This is a genomic window from Pseudarthrobacter sp. NPDC059871, from assembly GCF_042731175.1.
Taxonomy (GTDB): domain Bacteria; phylum Actinomycetota; class Actinomycetes; order Actinomycetales; family Micrococcaceae; genus Arthrobacter.
On record NZ_JBHWJV010000018.1, the window covers coordinates 26,078 to 45,952 of the forward strand.

General features: G+C 61.3%; 14 protein-coding genes. 11 read left to right on the forward strand and 3 right to left on the reverse strand.

From position 1 onward, the window contains the following. The first annotated feature begins 28 nt into the window (after positions 1-28). On the forward strand, positions 29-1,222 hold the full coding sequence (locus tag ACFV4R_RS19695; RefSeq protein WP_377204234.1) for a hypothetical protein: 1,194 nt from the start codon (positions 29-31) through the stop codon (positions 1,220-1,222). Positions 1,223-1,412: 190 nt separating this feature from the next. On the opposite strand, the gene ACFV4R_RS19700 is transcribed toward ACFV4R_RS19695, so the two are convergent. Beyond that, the gene (locus tag ACFV4R_RS19700) at positions 1,413-3,071 is read right to left on the reverse strand and encodes a thiamine pyrophosphate-binding protein (RefSeq protein WP_377204235.1); all 1,659 of its coding nucleotides are present in this window, start codon (positions 3,069-3,071) and stop codon (positions 1,413-1,415) included. Between the two features lie 539 nt (positions 3,072-3,610). Here ACFV4R_RS19700 and ACFV4R_RS19705 point away from each other — a divergent pair. Continuing rightward, the gene (locus ACFV4R_RS19705; protein ID WP_377204236.1) at positions 3,611-3,805 is read left to right on the forward strand and encodes a hypothetical protein; all 195 of its coding nucleotides are present in this window, start codon (positions 3,611-3,613) and stop codon (positions 3,803-3,805) included. 254 nt (positions 3,806-4,059) lie between these two features. Here the strand turns inward: ACFV4R_RS19705 and ACFV4R_RS19710 are convergent, their stop codons facing one another. Continuing rightward, a complete protein-coding gene (locus ACFV4R_RS19710; protein ID WP_377204237.1) occupies positions 4,060-4,563 on the reverse strand; it encodes an Lrp/AsnC family transcriptional regulator in 504 nt (167 codons plus the stop codon). 93 nt (positions 4,564-4,656) lie between these two features. Here ACFV4R_RS19710 and hisC point away from each other — a divergent pair, with 93 nt between their 5' ends. Both hisC and ACFV4R_RS19720 read left to right on the forward strand, forming a co-directional pair. Beyond that, entirely contained in the window at positions 4,657-5,754 is a 1,098-nt protein-coding gene (gene hisC, locus ACFV4R_RS19715) for a histidinol-phosphate transaminase (RefSeq protein WP_377204238.1), read from the forward strand. 51 nt (positions 5,755-5,805) lie between these two features. Then, positions 5,806-7,218, forward strand: a complete 1,413-nt coding sequence (locus tag ACFV4R_RS19720) for an amino acid permease (RefSeq protein ID WP_377204239.1) — start codon at positions 5,806-5,808, stop codon at positions 7,216-7,218. Between the two features lie 404 nt (positions 7,219-7,622). Here the strand turns inward: ACFV4R_RS19720 and ACFV4R_RS19725 are convergent, their stop codons facing one another. Beyond that, a complete protein-coding gene (locus ACFV4R_RS19725) occupies positions 7,623-9,170 on the reverse strand; it encodes an AAA family ATPase (protein WP_377204240.1) in 1,548 nt (515 codons plus the stop codon). A gap of 694 nt (positions 9,171-9,864) precedes the next feature. On the opposite strand from ACFV4R_RS19725, the gene ACFV4R_RS19730 reads away from it, so the two are divergent. The 7 genes from ACFV4R_RS19730 (at position 9,865) to brxC (ending at position 19,869) form a co-directional block, all read left to right on the forward strand. Beyond that, on the forward strand, positions 9,865-10,740 hold the full coding sequence (locus ACFV4R_RS19730; protein WP_377204241.1) for a hypothetical protein: 876 nt from the start codon (positions 9,865-9,867) through the stop codon (positions 10,738-10,740). A gap of 46 nt (positions 10,741-10,786) precedes the next feature. Further along, positions 10,787-12,409 (forward strand): DUF3427 domain-containing protein, encoded by a 1,623-nt coding sequence (locus tag ACFV4R_RS19735; protein WP_377204242.1) that lies wholly within the window; start codon positions 10,787-10,789, stop codon positions 12,407-12,409. A gap of 108 nt (positions 12,410-12,517) precedes the next feature. Continuing rightward, on the forward strand, positions 12,518-13,141 hold the full coding sequence (locus ACFV4R_RS19740) for a DUF4365 domain-containing protein (RefSeq protein WP_377227128.1): 624 nt from the start codon (positions 12,518-12,520) through the stop codon (positions 13,139-13,141). A gap of 262 nt (positions 13,142-13,403) precedes the next feature. Continuing rightward, positions 13,404-14,330, forward strand: a complete 927-nt coding sequence (locus tag ACFV4R_RS19745; RefSeq protein ID WP_377204244.1) for a hypothetical protein — start codon at positions 13,404-13,406, stop codon at positions 14,328-14,330. A gap of 777 nt (positions 14,331-15,107) precedes the next feature. Next, positions 15,108-15,740, forward strand: a complete 633-nt coding sequence (locus tag ACFV4R_RS19750) for a DUF1819 family protein (protein ID WP_377204245.1) — start codon at positions 15,108-15,110, stop codon at positions 15,738-15,740. Further along, positions 15,737-16,345: a DUF1788 domain-containing protein gene (locus ACFV4R_RS19755; protein WP_377204246.1), complete on the forward strand. Its 609-nt coding sequence runs from the start codon at positions 15,737-15,739 to the stop codon at positions 16,343-16,345. Before ACFV4R_RS19750 ends, ACFV4R_RS19755 begins: the two co-directional genes overlap by 4 nt. Continuing rightward, positions 16,342-19,869, forward strand: a complete 3,528-nt coding sequence (brxC, locus tag ACFV4R_RS19760) for a BREX system P-loop protein BrxC (protein ID WP_377204247.1) — start codon at positions 16,342-16,344, stop codon at positions 19,867-19,869. The genes ACFV4R_RS19755 and brxC overlap by 4 nt, the downstream gene beginning before the upstream one ends. The last annotated feature ends 6 nt before the right edge of the window (positions 19,870-19,875 follow it).

Here is a 19,875-nt window from a genome sequence, read left to right on the forward strand (position 1 = left end):
CAAAGACTGAAGAGATACGAAGGCCCACATGACTGATCCTGAAGAAGTTGCCGTACGCCGAGTCAGTTCAGGGGATTCGGAGATCGCCATCTTCGAATTTCAAGGTCAGTTGCGTGAGCTGATGGTCGATAGTCTTCGGAATGGCTACCTGAGGATGGGAAGCTACGTCGACGATGCAAAGGCCATATCAACGCAAGGTGCACTATCAATGGCCGTTGGGGCGGCGGCCGCAGGAGCTACTGGACTGTCGGCCGCCTTGTCATCGACGCTTTACTTAGCTACCGCTGATCCCTCGACGCTCATGAAGCTGGGGCAAGGTGTCGGTAGTTCTGTTATGGGCGTGTCCGGCATTGTTGGACATGCGCCTTTCATCCCCGTAGCAAGTTCTTTGCCCGTTGTCGGTCCACTGATGGCGGTCCAGGCGCTCACCGCTGCTGTTACGTTGCAACAGTTTCAGCAGGTAGACCGGAAACTGGAAACAATTAAGAGGACCTTGGATAGAGCCATTGCCAGGGCTGAAGCGACATATACCGGTGAGTTGTTGACCGCCTCCAACGTTGTGGACGAGGTGTACCAGCAGTACGAACATGCGGGCTCCTTTTCCCAGGACATGTTGGTTCGGCTGGCGCTTTCGGAACGCGACGTCCGAAGACTAGCTGAACGCTTCAGGTACCTCGTCGGCACTCATGATGTCACGGAGATCGATGACATTGCAGACGTCAATCGAGCAAACTATGACGCCCATGGCGCCATGCTGGCGTCCTTCCTCGGTCTGCGAATCTCTTATCTGCGGCTGTGTGTGGATATGCAAGAGAACCCGAAGTCTGTTGACGCGTCGGTGCAGCACCTAAAAGAAAAGATCCGCGACGACACGAAGTTTTGGCAGGGGTTGCTACGTCGTTCTGAAACCCTCCGGGAAGCTATTTCCGTGCGAGAGTCGCAGCTAAAGGATATGAATTCCTTTCAACGGTTACTTCCAGAGTTCATAGGCGGCGGTGCCGCCGACGAAAGGAAACTCACAACTATGCGGACTGCCTACGTGTCCACATTGGAGAGCGAACGGGCAATCATGGAAGGGTTTGATTCCCTTATCCAATCCGCACAAGAGACTCTTGCCGCACTAGAGAGTCCGAAGGGCAGCAGCCAGACGCCGACGTTGATCTATTGGCAGGACGAAGCCGGGGAACACGCCTTCTACTCTGATTCTCTCCGAGTTTCTTAGGACGGATATAAGGGCAGGGGAGGCCATCTTCGACGAATAGGGCGCCGAGCTAGTGGACACCTCTCAGGTGTGACTGGCTGACGATCGCCGGTGTTAGGTAGGGCCGCCGTCAGGAGTTGTTGCTCGTCGACGGACACGTCCCGACCCGGCAGCGAAAGCCCGGCGCTAGGATAAGTTGGCGGCCCTGCAGCTACCCCGCGAGTGCCGCCTTTGCAGCCTGTGTCGCGGCCATCCACTCGGTCAGCCACGGCGCCCGGACAGAGGACGTGATCCGGCAGTCGGCAACGAAGGTCCCCCTGGCGCCAGCCTCGATCCAATCCCGCAGAGCTGACAGGTCTTCGAGAGAGCGGATGACAGCAGCCTCGGCACCCAGGGCCCGGGCAACACCGCTGAAGTCCACCTCCGGGATCAGCATCGGCTTCTCGGTCAGGCCCTGCGACCCGTACTGGTGGACCTCAGCCCCGTACGCGGCGTCGTTGTAGACCACCACGATCGCGCTGCGGGCGGCGCCGATCAGCGACTCGAGGTCGGACAGGCCCATCAGGAAGCCGCCGTCGCCCGAGGCCAGCACCAGGGTCCGGCCGTCCTCCACGCCACGGGCTGCCCCGACGGCGCTCGCAAGTCCCAGCCCGATGGACTGGAACGCCGTCCCCACCATCACCAGGTCCTGCGGCCGCGGGATGTTCCAGTACATGGGCGCCCACCCGATGAAGTGCCCGCCGTCCTGCACCACCGTGCGGCGCTCAGGCAGCACGGCATCCAGCGCGGTGGCGAGGGTGCGGGGGTCCAGCCGGCCGTCCACAGTCTCAACTGATCCTGCAGCATGCCCCGGCCCACCAGCCAGACGCCGCAATGCCTCAGCGCGCCACGCACTGACAGCAGCTTCGCCATCAACCAAAGACAACAGCCGCGAAGCAGCAACTTTCACGTCCGCCTGAATAAACACATCCACCCGCGGATTCGTCGGCTCTACCGCGGTATCGATCTGGATGACGGTCGCATCCGGACCGAGCAGGTGCCCGAACCGCATGGTGAACGGGCTCAGGCTCGCCCCGGCCACCAGGACCACGTCGGCCTCGCCCATGAGCCCGGCCGCGGTGTCGGTGCCGAAACCGCCGGCCACACCCAGGTACCCCTCGCCATTGAGGAGGTTGAGCGCCAGGGCGGTTCCGGCGGTCAGTGCGCCTAGCCCGTCGGCAAGTTCGCGGAGCTCCGGTCCGGCCCCGGCGAGGTGCGCACCCCGGCCGGCCAAGATCAGCGGCCGCCTGGCACCGGCGAGCAGGCGGGCCACCCGCGCAAGGTCCGTGCCGCCGTCGTCCGTCACCTTCAAAGCGGACGGCTCCGCAAGGTCCTCGTCCGCAGCCTCCAGGGCGGCGAGGTCGTAGGGGATGGCGAGCACGACGGCGGTGCGCCGGGTGAGTGCGTACTCCACCGCCTGGAGGGTGACGGCGCCCGCGGCGTCGCGGGTGACGGTGAAGGTGGCCGCGCCGAGGCCGGCGGCGATGGCGGCCTGGTCCACGTCCCAGGGCCGGGGGCCGCTGGTGGGGGCGTCGCCGGTGACCAGCACCACAGGGATTTGCGCCTGGACCGCCTCGGCGAGGGCGGTGAGCGCGTTGGTGTAGCCGGGGCCGTAGGTGGTGGTGCCCGCGGCGAGCCGTCCCGAGGCGCGGTAGTAGGCGTCGGCCGCGGCGATGGCGGCGCCCTCGTGCCGCACGGGCGTGAAGCGCAGGCCCTGCTGCTCCGCGGCGTCCAGGAAGTAGGCGTTGCCGTTGCCCATGACGCCGAAGACGTCGCTGACATAGCTGCTGAGAACCTGTGCCACGCGGCCGGAGACGGTAAATGAAGTCATGCAGGAATACTGTGACGGAGGACTCAGTATCGGCAACAAGCAGAAATTTGGTTGGGACTTTTGGCAGCGCTGAAGAGAAGACCTGACAAAAAGACCACCTGTGCGACGCATCATCACTTATGAGGCCAGCTCGGATGCGGCCTACTACTGAGGGGGTGTCCATGCGGTCATTGAAGGGATCGTTGAGGCCGCAGCCGGATCTACAGCGGCTATTTCGATGCGCACAGGATGTGCCCCCGGCTATCGGGTAATGGAGGACTCGCGTACAGCCAGATTGTCCGGTCCAAGGCTCGAGGATATACAGAAGTTCGACGGCCGTGACCTGAAGGAGCTGCTGTGTCCGTCCTTGCGTGGCTGTGGTCTTCACCGAACGCCCCGGTCGGATCGGGGTGTTAGAGCCGCGAGGCACAGAAGTAGCGGCACGACAACTGCGGCCGATACGAGAATACCGAGGGCATCGGGGCTTGGAGCGGCTGCAAATGCCAGTCAGGCGCTAGGCTTCCTTGACCAACCCATTCGGACCGAATCAAGGAGTGAGCATGATGCCCAACTACAAAGAGATCTTGCCCAAAGTCAAAGATGTCGTGTTCGACTTGGGAGCCAGGTGTTTTGCGAAATTGGTCAGTGACGCCAACAAGCACGTTGCGGACCCAGAAAAAGCAGAATGTGACTGCAGGCTCCACGAGCAAGCTAAACTCGACGCGGCATTGGCAGCGTACGACCAAAACAAGTAACTGTATGTGTGCTGGCCCGGGTGTTCAGGGCCAGCCAGCACACATAGAGGCGGTAACGAGGGCAGCGTGGCACCGCGGTTCAGCTGAGTACGTCGGGTGGGCCGTGGTTCAGCCTTACCCAGCGGGAGCCGTGCGAAGATGCAAAAGACCGGGGGCTGAAAGCTTTGCTGGCCAGCTCGTGGACGCGGACCTCGGCGGCGGCCATTAACACGGCGATCTACTCTGGGCCCACTTGTGGCGCATATGACCAGGAATCAGTCCGAAGGGCGCGGTTCCTCTTTGGACAGCCGACTGATGAGCCCGTCGTACCGGGGCGGCATGAGTTCGAGGATGGAGATGGCCGTGCTGGTCCGCTGGATCCCGTCGATCTCCAGGATCTGGTTGGTGATCCGGTAGAGGTCGGTGGTGCCGCGGGCCACCACCTTGGCCATGAGGTCCGCGTCGCCGGTGGTGGCGTGGACCTCGATGACCTCCGGGATGGCGGCGAGCCCGTTCTCCACCGAGCCGGTCCGGGTCTGGCTGATGGACAGCGAGAGGAACGCCATCAGTTCGTAGCCCAGCGCAGCCGGGTCCAGCCTGCGGCTGAAGGAGCGGAGCGCGCCGCTGCGCTCCAGCCGCGCCAGCCGGGCGTGGACGGTGTTGCGGGCGACGCCGAGTGTCCGGGAGAGTGCCAGAGCGCTGGCTTCGGGGTCCTTGTCCAGGGCAAGGATGATCCTGCCGTCGAGCGAATCGAGGGTGCGAGAGGTCGCGATGGTCATATTTTCACCAGAGCTACTAGAAGTTGAGCAGAAGTCCCAAGCACGGAAGCGTACCTTGCATTGTGGCCCGGGTCACTTCCATGATCGGTCTTCATGACTCCAGATCAACTCCTGGCCGAACCCGCCACGGCGCTGCCCGCCCTCCGTAGCGCCGTCACCGGACTTCCGGCCTACGTCCCGGGGCACCGCAGCCTTGGTGCGGACATCGCCGCCCTCGCCAGCAACGAAAGCCACTACGAGCCGCTGCCCGCTGCCACCGCTGCGGTGGCCGAAGCAGCCGGCAGGATGAACCGCTACCCGGACATGGCTGCCGTCGAACTCCGCGAACGGCTCGCGCGGCACCTGGGCGTCACCGCCGAGGAGGTTGCGGTGGGGCCGGGCAGCGTGGGCGTCCTGCAGCAGATCATCACCGGACTGTGCGACGCCGGGGACGAGGTGGTGTTCGCGTGGCGCTCCTTCGAGGCGTACCCCATCCTGGTGGAGCTGGCAGGGGCCCGGCCGGTCTGCGTCCCGCTGGACGGCGCCGAGGGCCACGACCTCGACGCCATGGCCGCCGCCGTCACCGGCCGCACCAAGGTGATCCTGCTCTGCACACCCAACAACCCCACCGGCGTGCCGATCAGCCACGGACGCCTCGAGGCCTTCCTGCAGTCCGTCCGCTCCGACGTCCTGGTGGTGATCGACGAGGCCTACGTGGAATACGCCGACGCCGGCAGCGGCCCCGATTCCCTGGCGCTCTACCGCCGGTACCCGAACGTCTGCATCCTGCGCACCTTCTCCAAGGCCTACGGGCTCGCCGGCCTGCGCGTCGGGTACGCGATTACGACGGCGGCCATCGCCGAAGGTCTGCGCCGCACCGCCCTGCCGTTCGCCGTGAGCGCGCTCGCCCAGAAAGCGGCCATCGCGTCGCTGGACGCGGGGGAGGAGATGGAGGCGCGGGTCTTCCTAGTGAAGGAGGAGCGCTCCCGGATGGCCGCCGAGCTCCAGGCGCAGGGCTGGACGCTGCAGCCGAGCCAGGGCAACTTCCTGTGGATCCGCGCCGACGCCGAACGTCTGGCGACGCTGGTGGACGCCTTCAACGGCGCGGGCATCATGGTCCGGGCGTACCAGGGCGACGGCGTCCGGATCACCGTTGCCGACCCCGCCTCCAACAACCGCGTGCTCCGGCTCCTCGCAGCCCACGCGGCCTGACACCTTTCTGACTTCTCTCCAATCCGTTCCACTACAACCAGAGGAATTTCCATGGAACAACAGACAACGACGTCTGCGCGCCCACTCGGCGCAGCCCTCAAACCCCGCCAGCTCACCATGATGGGGCTGGGCAGCGCCATCGGCGCCGGCCTGTTCATCGGCTCCGGTGCGGGCATCCAGGCCGCCGGCCCGGCGGTGCTGATCTCTTACCTCGTGGCCGGCACGCTGATCATCCTGGTGATGTGGGCCCTCGGCGAAATGGCCGCCGCCAACCCGGACAGCGGCGCCTTCTCCGTCTACACCGCCAAGGCCTACGGGCCGGTGGCCGGGGCGACAGTGGGCTGGCTCTGGTGGATCCAGCTGGTGGTGGTCATCGCTGCCGAAGCGCTGGGCGCGGCTGGCCTGCTGGCCACGATCTTCCCGGCGCTGCCGGTGTGGCTGATGGCCCTGGTGTTCATCGTGGTGCTCACCGCCGTGAACCTGACCAGTGTGAAGAACTTCGGCGAGTTCGAGTTCTGGTTCGCCCTGCTCAAGGTGGCGGCGATCGTTGGGTTCCTGCTGGTGGGCTTTGCGCTGCTCTTTGGCTTGATTCCGGGCGTTCAGTCGCCGGGCCTGTCCAAATTCACGGGGGAGGGCTTCGCGGTCAACGGCTTCGGCGGGATTGCGACGGCGCTGTTCGTGGTGGCGTTCGCGTTCGGCGGCACCGAGATTGTGTCCGTGGCGGCAGCCGAGACCGCAGAACCGGCCCGCAGCGTGAAGAAGGCCGTCCGGACCGTGCTGTGGCGCATCCTGGTGTTCTACATCGGCGCCATCTTCGTCATCGCGGCAGTGGTTCCCGTAGGCTCGGCGGGGCTGAAGAGCCCGTTCGCTGCCGTGTTGGACGCCGCCGGTATGCCCGGTGCGGCCACCGCCATCACGCTGGTTGCAGTCGCAGCTCTGCTGTCTGCGCTCAACGCCAACCTCTACGGCGCCTCGCGGATGGCATTCTCTCTCGCGGAGCGGGGAGAAGCGCCGCGCCTGCTTGCTTCCGTGTCCAAGGCGCGGGTTCCCGTTATCGCTGTCTTGGCCAGCGTTGCCTTCGGTGTTGTCACGGTGGTGCTGGAGCTGATGTTCCCCGAGGTGGTCCTTGGCGTCCTGCTCAACATCGTGGGTTCGACGTGCCTGCTGGTGTGGACATCTGCGCTCCTGGCCCAGCTCGCGCTGCGCCTCCGCGCCGACCGCGACGGAACGGAGCTGCCCCTTCGGATGCCCGGGTTCCCGTGGCTGACTGTTGTTGGGTTGGTCATCCTTGCGGCCATCTTTACCGTTGGCTTCATCGGCGAGGATTCCCGGCCGCAGCTCCTGAGTACTTTCGGACTCGTGGCGGTTCTCGCTGTCGGGTGCTGGTTGAGTCGGCGGTCTACAAAGGGTGCGCCCGTGAACGAGGCGTCGGACCGTGACAAGCAGCCGGTACTCGTCGACTGACCAAGATGCTGTGAACCTGTTCGTGGAGGTTCAGGGAAAACGAAGGGCGCGTGCGGCTTTGGCTGGACGCGCCTCTCTGCCTTGAGAATGTCCAGTTAGACCACTACCCGGAACAAAGCGCCCTGAGGGAAAGCTACCAAGCTCTTGTCTGACTCGAATCAGGCCAAGATCCATCTTGTATGCGGCAAGAACCGGAGGGTCGTCGACTTCAGCGGCATGACAAGCGGGCGACCCTCAACGTGGGACAACGAACGACAGACTTAGGAATTGAACGGCGAGTACGCCAGCGTCGGCACAAAGCGGGAACCTCGCGCAACGCATTTTTCGGGAGCGTCCGCTGGAGGATCCTTCTGCGGGACTTCGTCGCGGCCAACAGAGAGCATCCCCTTATCTCAAGGCCACTTTCACTCGATCCCTAGGACCGTCGCACTCGCATCCAGAAGCCGTTGGAGATGCTTTTGGGTGCGCTCGTTGCCTGGTGCCTCTACCGAGAGCGCCTCTTGAAGCCAGCCCGGACCTTTCCTCGCCGCGACCTCGGGGGCTAGTCGCTCCAGTTCTCCTTCGCGCACCAGAACGATGCCAAGGGATTCGAGGCGCGCCAACAACTCGAGGAGCGCCGCCCGCGCCTCCCCCCGAAACGCCTCGACGCCATAGGTCTTGACCTCTGCCCAGGGAGATTCACGACTGCGAGCCTGCGCAAAGAGTTCTTCACGAGTTGCCGCAGAAAACGGCTCGTCACGGCGGTCATCAAATAGCGCTGTAATGGCGTCGAGAACGTGGCCGACGTTGACAGATTCTCGCGGGGCTCGCTGTGCAGCAGTCGCCCGATTCCATAGGACTTTGTAGGCCTCGTCCCATTCCCCGCCCATTGCGGTGACCAGGCGGCTCAGCGTTGCCTCGTTGTTTACCAGGTCCAGATCGGGCGCTGCCACAACCGGAACAGCCACCGCACGCAGAGTGTTGGCAACCTTCCACATTGCATCCTTGCCGCCCGTTGGGACGAAAAGCACTTCGTTTCGAGGCAAGCCGTCCGCAGTCTGTTGAAGATGATCGAGGCTGGCGTTGAGGTAGGCGCAGTCACCTTCCGCTTCCGCCAGCATGACGACGCGATGGAACAATCCATCGAGCACGTTTGTGTACTTCAAGACGGGGTCGTGCCAGAGCTCCTGTAGGCGGTCCGAGTCCAGCTGATGAGCGTGTGTATGGCCCTCACCTCTACTTGCCCGAACGACCGACACTTGTACACCGGAATCAAGCAAGCCAGTTAGAAGACTGCGATCATGAGTGGCAATGAGAATTTGCACACCTCGCTCAACTGCGAGTGCGCCGAGTTCGGCGCCAAGAGCATGCGCCTGGGGCGGATGTAGGAAAGCTTCCGGCTCATCGAGGATGATGACGGGGTATGTAGCGGCGATGACGGGTAGTACTTGACCGAAAAACCCGCGCATCCCGTCGCCTTGTTCATCGAGCGGACTCAGCGCAGCCATTGCTGCGCGGTATGCAGGCGGAATGTCATCAATCGGGGGCGCGGGAGAGTCAACTTCTCCTACGCGCAGTCGCACGGTTCGCCCAAGCGTGTCGAGGGTGAGGGGCTTTCCAAACGCCGATAGGGAAGTCCCATTGATCCGGTCGCGCAGCTCGCGAGAATCTTGCAGGGTGTGGATGGGGTGGACCGCGGGGTCATCGCCCGCTTCACGCATCTCCGCGGATCCCCCGACCGAGAACCTCCCGGCAGCATTGCCGTAGAACGTGAAGAAGGAGGCGAGCTCCCCAACACCATGTTGGGGTTGGCTCCACAAATAGGCCAGGGTATTAGGGTCATGGAGGCCACCGTTACGCGAGAAACCCATGCTCGTGCCGTTAGTGACGAAGGGAGTGCCGGAGCCAATCCACGCAATCATGTCAGCGTCGTTGCCCTGCGCGGTCAGAAAGACAGAATCCACGGAAATCATCGGGGGCGAGGCTGTGAAGGGTGGTGTCCAATCCATTGATGAAGCTCGCGCAAGATAGTCGACTTACCGGCGTTGTTCGCGCCAACGATGACTGTGACCCCGGAGGCCTGCGGCCGAATGACATCGCCGCCTTTAAGTGTGATCTGCTCGATTCCAAAATGGAACTGGCTCGCAGTTCCTGTCGCCCATCCGGGATGATTAGTTGCATAAAGAGCCGCGATGCTCTCGGTATCCACGCGCTGCATTGCAAAATCATCTCAGACCGGCGGGCTGAGAGTTCGCCAACCGAAGAGGGTCACCGGGCGTTCCTTACTTAAGTTTGGCGCTTTGATGTTCTGCGACCCCCAGCACGACTGCCGCAGTAGTTTGAAAGCGTCTCCGTTGGCCGACCCCTCACAAGCCTGTTTCAGACCACGATTTCTGGATAAGGCCAGTCTGTATGGATGACTATCAGCTTCTGGTCCTCGGTTAGGATTGCGCGCACGTTCTCCAGTGCTTCCTCGTAATTATCGCCCTCCGCGGAGAGGAATTCACAGCCGCCTCCAGTCGTGGCAACGGTGCCTGTAATGATCACAGCGCGAGTCAAGTAGTCCCTTCGGCGTCTGCTCCGACCGCCCTCGCTGATGGGCAGCAAAACAGCAGCCCTAGCCGCTGTAGTCTCCTAGGTACTGGAGGAATCAAAGGGGTGGCGGAAGTGCACGACGCAATAGATCGAAACGAAGTGACTGTGGAAGCGTCTGACGTTTTCAAGGACTACGAAGCGAATGGCTCGGCCTGGCTGGATCAGCGAAGGGCTGAGGGCTTCTGGTGCGGATCTTGCCTCACCCCGGTCTATTTTGTGCGCGGCGCCTTGGGGGCTCAGGGACGTGCAGCGCACTTCAAAATCAGCAAAAAGACGCCCCACACCGAGGATGCTTGCGGGGCGGCGGCAGGATCGAACAGCAGCATCAAAAGCGCCGGCAACGTTCAGCAGCAACAAGGAGTCATGAATACGGGCGAGGTTCTGGCGATCACTTATGCACTACCTCGGCCGCTTGGTTATGCGGGCACTGCTTCGGCTGCCCCCGGCAGTGGGGCGCCCTCGGGCAATACGGCCACCCAGTACGTTCCTGGCGGTGGGCCTGCCAACAATCAGGCCAGTACAGGGCTGCGCGCCAGCCTTAGTAGTTTGCGCAGCGTGCCTAGCTTCCCTGACCCAAACCTATGGCTGCAGGTTACCGGCCGTGGCAGAGTGCCGGCCACGGACTATTTTCGCCATTTCAGCGCAGCTACCCATGCTGATGCCGCCAATCTCCAGGGAGAGCAGCATTCGGCACTCAGGGCCTACTGGGGCACGATTCAGTATGCGCAGGAGACTGGGAGTCTTTTCCTTAGCGGCGCCGGAATGTCGGTCATGGTCCGGCCCAAGGACATCGAACCGCTTAGAGCGGCCTTCAAGATCACTGACTGGATGGAATTGAGGGACTGGGACGTGCTTGCTGAGGGCCGCCTGACTACCAATGTGCAGAACTCGCTCTATGTGAGGGTGGACGAGTTGAACAAGTTAGTGCTGCTACCGCCCAAAAAATAGGCCCCGTAATCCGGGCCTAACAAGCGTGTTCAAAAAGGACTGAGGATTGGAGTGGAAGCGCGGTAACTACGACGCCATCCAGGTGAGTGCACTCTATATGGCCAATGACGCCCGCGCGGCCAAGGTGATCCGCGAACTCAGGGACAAGGTGACTAGCACCGACCAGATGCGGGCCATCGGCTTCTGCGTCTCCGTACAGCACGCCCGCTATGTGGCCGAGGTGTTCAACCGGGTCGGCATTGCCTCCGTCGCCGTCGACGGCACCACTGACAATGCTGACCGCGAGGAAGCCCTGCGGCGCCTGGGCAAGCGGGAGATCAACTGCATCTTCGCCGTCGACCTTTTCAATGAAGGCCTGGACCTGCCGCAGGTGGACACTATTCTGCTGCTCCGGCCCACGCAGAGCGCCACCGTCTTCCTCCAGCAGCTGGGCCGCGGGCTGCGCCGTGCCGAGGGCAAAGCGGTGCTGACGGTCCTGGACTTCATCGGACAGCAGCGCCGTGAGTTCCGCATTGATCTGCGCTACCGGGTGCTGACGGGCTATGGACGCAAGGAGCTGGAGAAGGCTGTCGAGGAGGAGTTCCCGTATCTGCCGTCCGGTTCCCAGATCGTGCTGGACCGGGTGGCGCAGAAGGTGGTGCTGGACAATACCAAGGCACAGCTCCGGTTAAACCGGGCACAGCTGGTCTGGGACATCGCGTCGTACGCCGAGACCGAGCTGGAGGCCTATCTGGAGCGGTCGGGGAATGACGTGAAGACGATCTACCGCTCCACCAAGGACTCGTGGACCGGCTACCTCCGGCAGGCAGGACTGATCGAGGGGCTCTCACCTCTGGAGTCCGCGCTGCGGGGGAAGCTCGAGGAGCTGTCGGACGCGAAGGAAAAGAAGCTACTGGGCCGCATGGCCGCGCTGATTCACGTGGACGATCCGGAACGTGCTGCCGCCTATTCCATGCTGGTCGCTCCCGACGCTCCCCGTTATGCGGAGCTTGGCATGCGCGAGCAGGCTTTTGCACGGATGCTTTTTTACACGCTGTGGGATGACGGCGGAGGATTCAAAACGTACGACGACGGCCTGGACCGCCTGCGCGGCTATCAGTTTGTGTGCCGCGAGATCCGCCAGGTGGTGAAGCTGGGAGTGACGGCGTCGAAACATGCAGCGAAGAGTCTTGGCGCTGGGATGCAGCACATCCCGCTGCTGTCGCATGCCACGTACCGGCGCGAGGAGGTGCTGGCGGCGCTGCAGTACGGCTCTCTGGAGCAGGGAAAGAACGTGCAGCACCGCGAGGGCGTTGCATGGTGTCCTGCAACTTCCACAGATGCCTTCTTTGTCACCCTGAACAAGGACGACAAGAAGCACTCGGCGACCACGATGTACAAGGACTACGCCATCAGCCCCGAGCTGTTCCACTGGGAATCCCAGAATGCAACGTCACCAAACAGCCCAACTGGCCGTCGGTACCTGGACCCGACTTCGCATGGTTCGCGCGTTCTGATCTTCACGAGGGACACCGCGGAGGACGAGACCGTTTTGGCTGTTCCGTACACCTGCCTCGGCCAAGTGGACTACGTGCAGCACTCGGGCGAGAGGCCGATTGCGATCACGTGGAAGCTACATCGGCCGATGCCGGCCGACGTTTTTGCCGTCGCCGCCATGGTCGCGCAGTAGTCTGGCGAAGCCCGGGGTATGACAGTCGTCATAAAGTTCCCTGTCGGTGGGTCCTGTAATCATGGTCGCCATGAGAAACATTCTGTCCATCACGAACCATGGGTAAGTATGACGGGCATTCCGGTGGCCGGCCTTGGTTCCGCCCTTTGGTTGGTAAGCTCCTGTGATTACCGAGTGACCGATTGGGGAATGATGGCTGGATTGGCCCAAATAGTGAGGGGCGACCTGCCGCAGACTTCCGCCATGGAGTTGCTACAAATCGGATATCTACACAGCGTCGTCGCCGCGGCGGGATGCAGCTTGGGGGCGCCGTTCCCGGACCGGGGGATTGATTGGACCGTCAATCACGAATCGACGCAGCACGCGTTAGATCCCGAAGCCAGCATTAAGATTTCACTTAAAAGTACTTCCACGGTAGCCCCTAACCCCTCGGGTGATCACTTTTCATTCAGAGTTGAAAACGACCACCTCTTGAAGTTGGAGGCCTCGCCGGTCCTCATACCGCGCATTCTTGTGGTGATGTTAGTGCCAACGTCATGGGACGATTGGATCGACGTGGGGACAGATAACCTGACTATTAACCACTGCTGCTACTGGGTCAACCTCGCTGGCGAGCAGCACACCTTAGCGGCCAGCGGGAAAACAACGGTTCACATACCAACTGCGAACGTATTCGATGCGGCGGCCTTGTGCGGCATTATGCAGCGCGTCGGCTCAGGAGTGAGGGCCTGATATGGATTTCAAGCGACCTCAGTTGGAGGACTTGAAAGGCCAAGATCCTCGTCGAATCGCCGCATTCCTGACGCGCCACGGGTGGGAGCTGACTGGTGGGCGCGAGGGGCTCTATGACCGCTACCGTTACAGGAGTGGCCGATCCGATGTGGAGTTTCAGAGCGTCATATTGCCCCTCGCTCCCTCTTGGGCGGACTATGACGAGCTCCTAGGTGAATTGCTTCTGCGTGTTGAAGCCACCAGCCCCGAGGCCGGAGCATTGATGGCAAAAGAACTTTTACTTGAGCGAAGCCCCGGAGATGAGTTGAAATTCCGGAAGAATGTGTCGACTGTTGGAGGCGCTGTGGCTTGGGCTGCGGGGAAAAGTTTGATTGGTGCCGCCGAGAATATTCTATTAGCTGGCGCGAAGACGCGTCTTTCTCGTCGCGCTTACTATGGCCAAACCAATGGGCGATTTGCTCATAGATTTTTGGATTCTGTTCTCATGGGACAAACGGAAATCGGAAGTTACGTGGTTACAGCGTTCGCCCCGCCGCATGAGACATTCCCAGACAAAGCTCCAAAAATTGATGCCGCGTCTATTGCTGGTTTAGGAACATACACGGGCAGGGAGATCGTTGAAAGCGTTGTGGGCGGCCTCGAATCAACTATTGAGGCTTTGGAGCACTATAAAGCTACAAATTCCATGAGCGGCTTTGAAAGGGGCGTCAGCCTGGGCGTCTCCAGAGAGATGGTTGAAGCAGTTCGCCTTATGGTCGTCGATTCTGATGGTGCGGATGTAACGATTGAATGGAGCGGCGAAGTCGTTACAAGTCAATCTGTTCCGGCCACTACTCGTCTGGCATTCGAAGGCTCGGCGGCTCCCGTGCTGGAACGAGCGGGCCATACACTGGCGAGTTTACAACCGGCTGAGTATGTCACCGTGGTGGGACGCCTGTCATTGGTTTCTCGTCCGAGGCGAGGCGAGATGGGCGTCGTGCGTCTGAAGGTGACGTCAGGTAGTGATGCTTCTACGATCCAAATTCGACTTGAAGATCAGGCATTTGAGGTGGCCGCGGCGGCGATAGCTCATGAAGAAGAGGTAGAAGTCGCTGGCCGACAAGAGCGCGATGGCAACCGCTATTGGCTTTACGATGCAAATCTCGATGTGGTTCGCTCCAAGCGTGACGGCACCGGCACGTTGTTCTAACTTCTTCTGGCGTGAAGGCTGCGATGCCGTGCGATTTCCCTTCAGCGGCCTGCCTCTCGTCTTTCCTGGCAAGTTCGCTCCTTATGGTTCGTTGGGGAACGGCTCCCTTGAATGAGCGTAATGGCGCCGACCGATGGAACTTCTCAAGAAATTGTTTGTGGCGTTACGGTAACTGCCAACGGTCGCAGAAGGTGCCATTATGGAAACTGGGCTCTGGCAGTGCCCGCAGAGCCGTCTCCATGGAACGCGTGAACCTCTAGGCTGGCGAGTAGGTTTGCCGAAGTTGCTCTGCATGCCGCGGTTGCTACAAATTCGGCGTGATTTCACGGCATTGTGCCCAGCCATTGCTAGGGGCCGGCCGTTCGTACGCACGCGGGATTGGACCAACATCCAGGTTCGGTCCCTTCGCATAGACTGCGAGGCCGATAAGCCGGTCGTAACAGAGCCTTTCCGGTATCATCGGGAGTCGTGGCCCGCCGGGCGGAATGGGGGGAAGACTTAGGTGGCTGATCCGTGGCTGTCCGCTGAAGACATCGCTGCCCACCTAAAGGGGAACCAGAACACCGGCTCCGCCGGGATCGCCGAAAAGGCATGTGCGCACGCAAGGAAGTATGCCCTGAAAGTTTTAAGCTGCCGAGGTGGTGACGTGACGAAGCGGCCCGCTTCCGAAGCCCTCACCCGGTGGAAGCATCGAACTAGACTCTGCCGCCAGCGTTTGTCGATGGCGTGCTATATCCTGATCGATTGCCCGAAAACCGGAAAGGAGGCTGCTTGTCTGTGACCGATAACCAGCGAGCGCGTTACGCGTTGTCGTTCACCAGCGGCGGCCTCTTGGCACGCGAAGGCGAGATGGTTGCCGGCATCTATCTGGCCTCCCGTGACTGGATTGCGACCCGCGCCCAGGTCATCGAGATGAACCTGCTGCAAGCCCGCACCTTATCCTCGAGTACTCGGATCACCCGCGAGACCATTCAGCGGATGTCTGTGCTCAGCGACAGCGAGCTTGAACTGCTCGCGCAGGCAAGCCATACAGAGCTGCGCCATCTTATGTGGGTGGCAGCCTGCCGACGCTACGACTTCATCGGAGACTTCGCTGAAGAGGTCCTTCGTGAGCGCTTCCTGCTGATGACTCCCACGCTGCGTATTGATGACTTCGAGCGATTCCTGACCGGCAAAAGTCTGTGGCACCCTGAGCTCGATGAACTGAAACCCTCAACCGCCCAGAAGCTTCGCCAGACTTTATTCAGGATGCTCTGCGAGGCAGGACTTCGAACATCGTACGGAGACATCGTCCCCACGGTGCTTTCCTCCCGTGTTGCCGAGATCCTTGCTCGCCGGGATCCGACTGACCTGCGCTTCTTTCCGACAACGATGCCGATCACGCAGTCCGATAATGAGGTGCAGCCATGAGAACAAACCAGCGCGACCTCGTGGACGAGGAGAAGCGCGTTTACGATGTGCTGCGCAGCGAGCGATTTCTGAGGATGGAGGGCCTGTCCAAGGAAATCCCGTTTTTCATTTATCACTTCCCGCCGTATTGGGCGTTGGATGTCGAAGACCTGCGCGACCGTGTGCGGACGAAACTCCAAAGTGACGACGGCCTCAGCGTCGTGGAGATCAACCTCTACGACTTGGCCATCGAGCTGCTCAAGGACCGGGGCGTCTGGGAGCGCTTGCTCCAACTTGAGCCAACGATGAACAAACCGGAGTTCCGCGAGGTGCTGCAGGGGATGCTCGACCCGCATGATCACCTGGCCCCCGCCATCCGGGCACGGCTCGCTTCTCAGTCGAGCGACATGGTTTTCCTTACAGGCATCGGCGAGGTCTTCCCCTTCATCCGAGCCCACACCGTGCTGGAGAACCTGCAGAGCGTCGTGGTCGGATGCCCGATGCTCGCCTGGTTCCCGGGCACCTATGAATTCACACGGACGGCCGGCCACCAACTTCGCGCGCTGAATCTCAGCGCAAGCGACAGCTACTACCGGGCCAAGGACATTCTGGAGCAGGAAGCATGAGCGTCAGCACTATCAACGAGATTTTCGCCAAGCCGATCAACCGGGCCATCGAGGGCGTCATCAAGGCCGATGACACCTCGCAGGTTGCCACGGAAGTTGAGGAGTACGTCCTCACGAACGAAGCGGCCAAGGGCGTGGAGCATGTGCTGGAGGCCTACACCGAGTACACGAACGCGAACGGTGTTTGGATCTCCGGCTTCTTCGGCTCTGGTAAGTCGCACCTGCTGAAGATGCTCGCTCACCTCCTGGGCGACGTCGACAGCCATAACTACCCGCGGGCCCGAGTCTCTGAACAGTTCCGGGCCAAGGCCGACGGCGAGTTCCTCCCGGCCCTGATCGACAAGGCCGACAAAATTCCGGCCAAGAGCCTGCTGTTCAATATCGACCAGAAGGCTACATTGATCTCCAAGGACCAGAACGACGCCTTGCTCAAGGTTTTCGTAAAGGTCTTCGACGAATCGCGTGGCTACTACGGTAACCAAGGCCATATTGCCCGGTTCGAACGCGATCTCGACTCGCGTGGCCAGTACATGACATTCAAAGACGCCTTTGAACGCCTGGCAGGGATTCCTTGGTCGCAGGGCCGCGAACAGTCGGCTCTGGAAGCCGGAAACATCGACAAGGCCTTCGCTGAGGTCAACGGCTCAGAGAGCCCTGGGATCATCCGGCAATACAGCATGGGTTACTCCGTCTCGATCGAGGACTTTGCTGACGAGGTTGCCGCCTGGTTGGGGGAGCAGCCCGAGGGCCACCGTCTGAACTTCTTTGTTGATGAGGTCGGCCAGTTTATCGGTACCAACACCCAGCTGATGCTGAACCTCCAGACCATTGCCGAGTCGCTGGCCACTAAGTGCAAGGGCCGGGCATGGATCTTCGTCACCTCGCAGGAGGACATGGAGAAAGTCGGTGGCGACCGCACCAAGCAGCAGGCCAACGACTTTTCCAAGATCCAGGCCCGCTTCAAGAACCGGCTCAAGCTCACCAGCCAGGACGTCGAAGAAGTCATTCGCAAGCGCCTGCTCGCCAAGACGGATGCCGCGGCTGCTGAGGTCGCCGCGATCTACGGCACGGAGCACGCGAACTTCAAGACCCTGTTCAACTTCGTCGAGGGACGCCATTACCCGAACTACCGAGACGAGACCCACTTTGTGGGCACCTACCCGTTTGTGAGCTACCAGTTTCCGCTGTTCCAGTCTGCGATCGAAGGCATCAGCGACCACAACATCTTCGAAGGCCGCAACAGCTCCGTCGGTGAACGTTCCATGCTGGGCGTCGTCCAGCAGGTCGCAACCGAGTTGGCCGGCAAACCGCTGGGGTCTCTGGCTTCTTTTGATCAGATGTTCGAGGGCATCCGTGCCTCGCTGAAGTCCGCCAACCAGCGGGCCATCAACGACGCCGAGCGCAGTCCTTCGCTGCCAACTTTGGCAGTAAAGCTGCTCAAGGCCCTGTTCCTGGTCAAGTACGTCGACACTTTTAAGGCCACCGCCCGGAACCTCACTGTCCTGGTCTATGACCACTTCGGCGCGAATCTTGCGCAGCTGGGTAAGGACGTCAACGCTGCATTGAACGCCCTGGAGGCCCAGACCTACATCCAGCGGAACGGCGACCTGTACGACTACCTGACCAACGAAGAGCAGAAGATCGAGCAGGAGATCAAGAGCGTCGACATCGATAGCTCCGAGGTCTCTGGAAAGCTCAACAGGCTGCTGGCCGAGTCCGTAGTCAAGATGACAAAGGCGGCCTACAAGAACGGGCAGAACTTCCCCTTCGGCTACAAGCTCGACGGCACTTCGTACGGCAAACAGCACGAACTGTCGTTGCACTTCATCAGCCCGGAAACTGAGTTCAGCCTTGAGCAGATCAAATCGCACAGCGCCGGGCTTGATGAGCTGCGCGTCGTTCTCCCGGCCGAAGCCGGCCGAATTCTTAGTGATCTCCGCCTGCTATTGAAGACGGAGATCTACGTCAAGCGTGCCCAGGGGGCGAGCCGCACCGCCATCGAGCGGACGATCCTGCAGACGAAGGCAACTCAGAATGCGGAGCGTGAGAAGGAAATCGTCGCGCGCCTGCGCACCGCTGTCGGCAATTCACGGCTGATTTATAACGCATCGGAGCTTTCCGTCACCTCCGTTGATGCGCAGACCCGCATCAATGACGGTTTCCAGCGGGTCATCGCGGCGACCTACGCAAACCTCGGCATGCTGGGCGGCAAGACTTTCACGGAGCAGGGCCTCGTCAGCTTGGTGAATCCCCAAGAAGGTGCCTTGTTCGAGCGGACCGTCAGCCTCCTTGAGGTCCCGGGCGCGGACGTTCTCAGCCACTTGGAAATGCGCCGTAAGAGCCACGAGCAGGTCACCATGCGGCAGCTTATCGACCGCTACTCGGCCAAACCGTACGGATGGGATCAGTGGTCGATCGCAGCAGTGGCCGCCTACCTGGCCGGCCAGTCGAAGATCGAGATCCAGCTCAACGGCAAAGTCTTGCACCGCACGGGAATCACCGGCGCGTTGAAGAACACGCAGAGCTATTCCGCCATGGTTGTAGCGCCGCAGCGCGTATTCGATCCGAAGGTGGTGAACGCGTTCCGCAAATTCGTTGTCGAATTCACCGACGACGGCAGCGTTGCGAAGGACCCGCTGGAACTGGCGCGTGACGGCAGGGAGCGGCTGGAAGGCAAGCTTGCCGAGCTGAGGACTTTCCGTACGGCTTCACCTTTCGCTTTTATCGCCCAACTGGATGAGCCGATTCAGATGCTCGCCGAGCTGTGCGAGCACAAGCCGGACTGGTTCATCACCGAATTCCATGACGCCGGCGATCTCCTCGATGCGAAAGATCACGTGATCGACCCCATCAAGGCTTTTCTCAAGGGCAGCCAGCGCAACATCTTCGAAAACGCCTTGGCCTTCACCCAGACCAACCAGTCGAACATCGCTCATCTGCCGGCTGGGGCGGTCGATCTGGTCCTGAATGGACTGGAAGACGTCCATATTTTCCGCGGTAACAAGACGCAGCAGCTTGGGCAGGCCGTGAACGAGCTGGAACGGCAGCTGCACGATCTTATCGACACGGAGCGGGCGGACGCCGCCCAAAAGATCAACGACTACTGGCATCAGGTGCCGGAAAGCCGGGCCTTCGCCGAAGCATCGGAGGGCGCCCGCGAATCGGTGACGCGCCGGGCGCAGTCGGTTCTCAATCAGGTGCAGCACGAGACGCAGATCCCGGCCATCAGAAACCTGGCAATCCAGTTCGCCGACACGATCTACCCGGCCATGCTCGACGAACTCGAAGCAGCCAAACCTGTTCCGGGTGTGGAGGAGTCGCCTGGTCTGCAGCAGGGCACTGAGAAGACCCCGGCGCCTGACCCTGCACCAGTGCCGGTCAAGCAGACGGTTTCCATCAAGAGGCTCGCGCTGCCGGGCGCCGGTCAGGTCCTTAAAACCGAGGACGACGTCGACAAGTACCTGGACAGCCTCCGTGTAGTCCTGCGCGCGGCCATCAACGACAACAAGCGCATCACGCTGTAAAGCAGA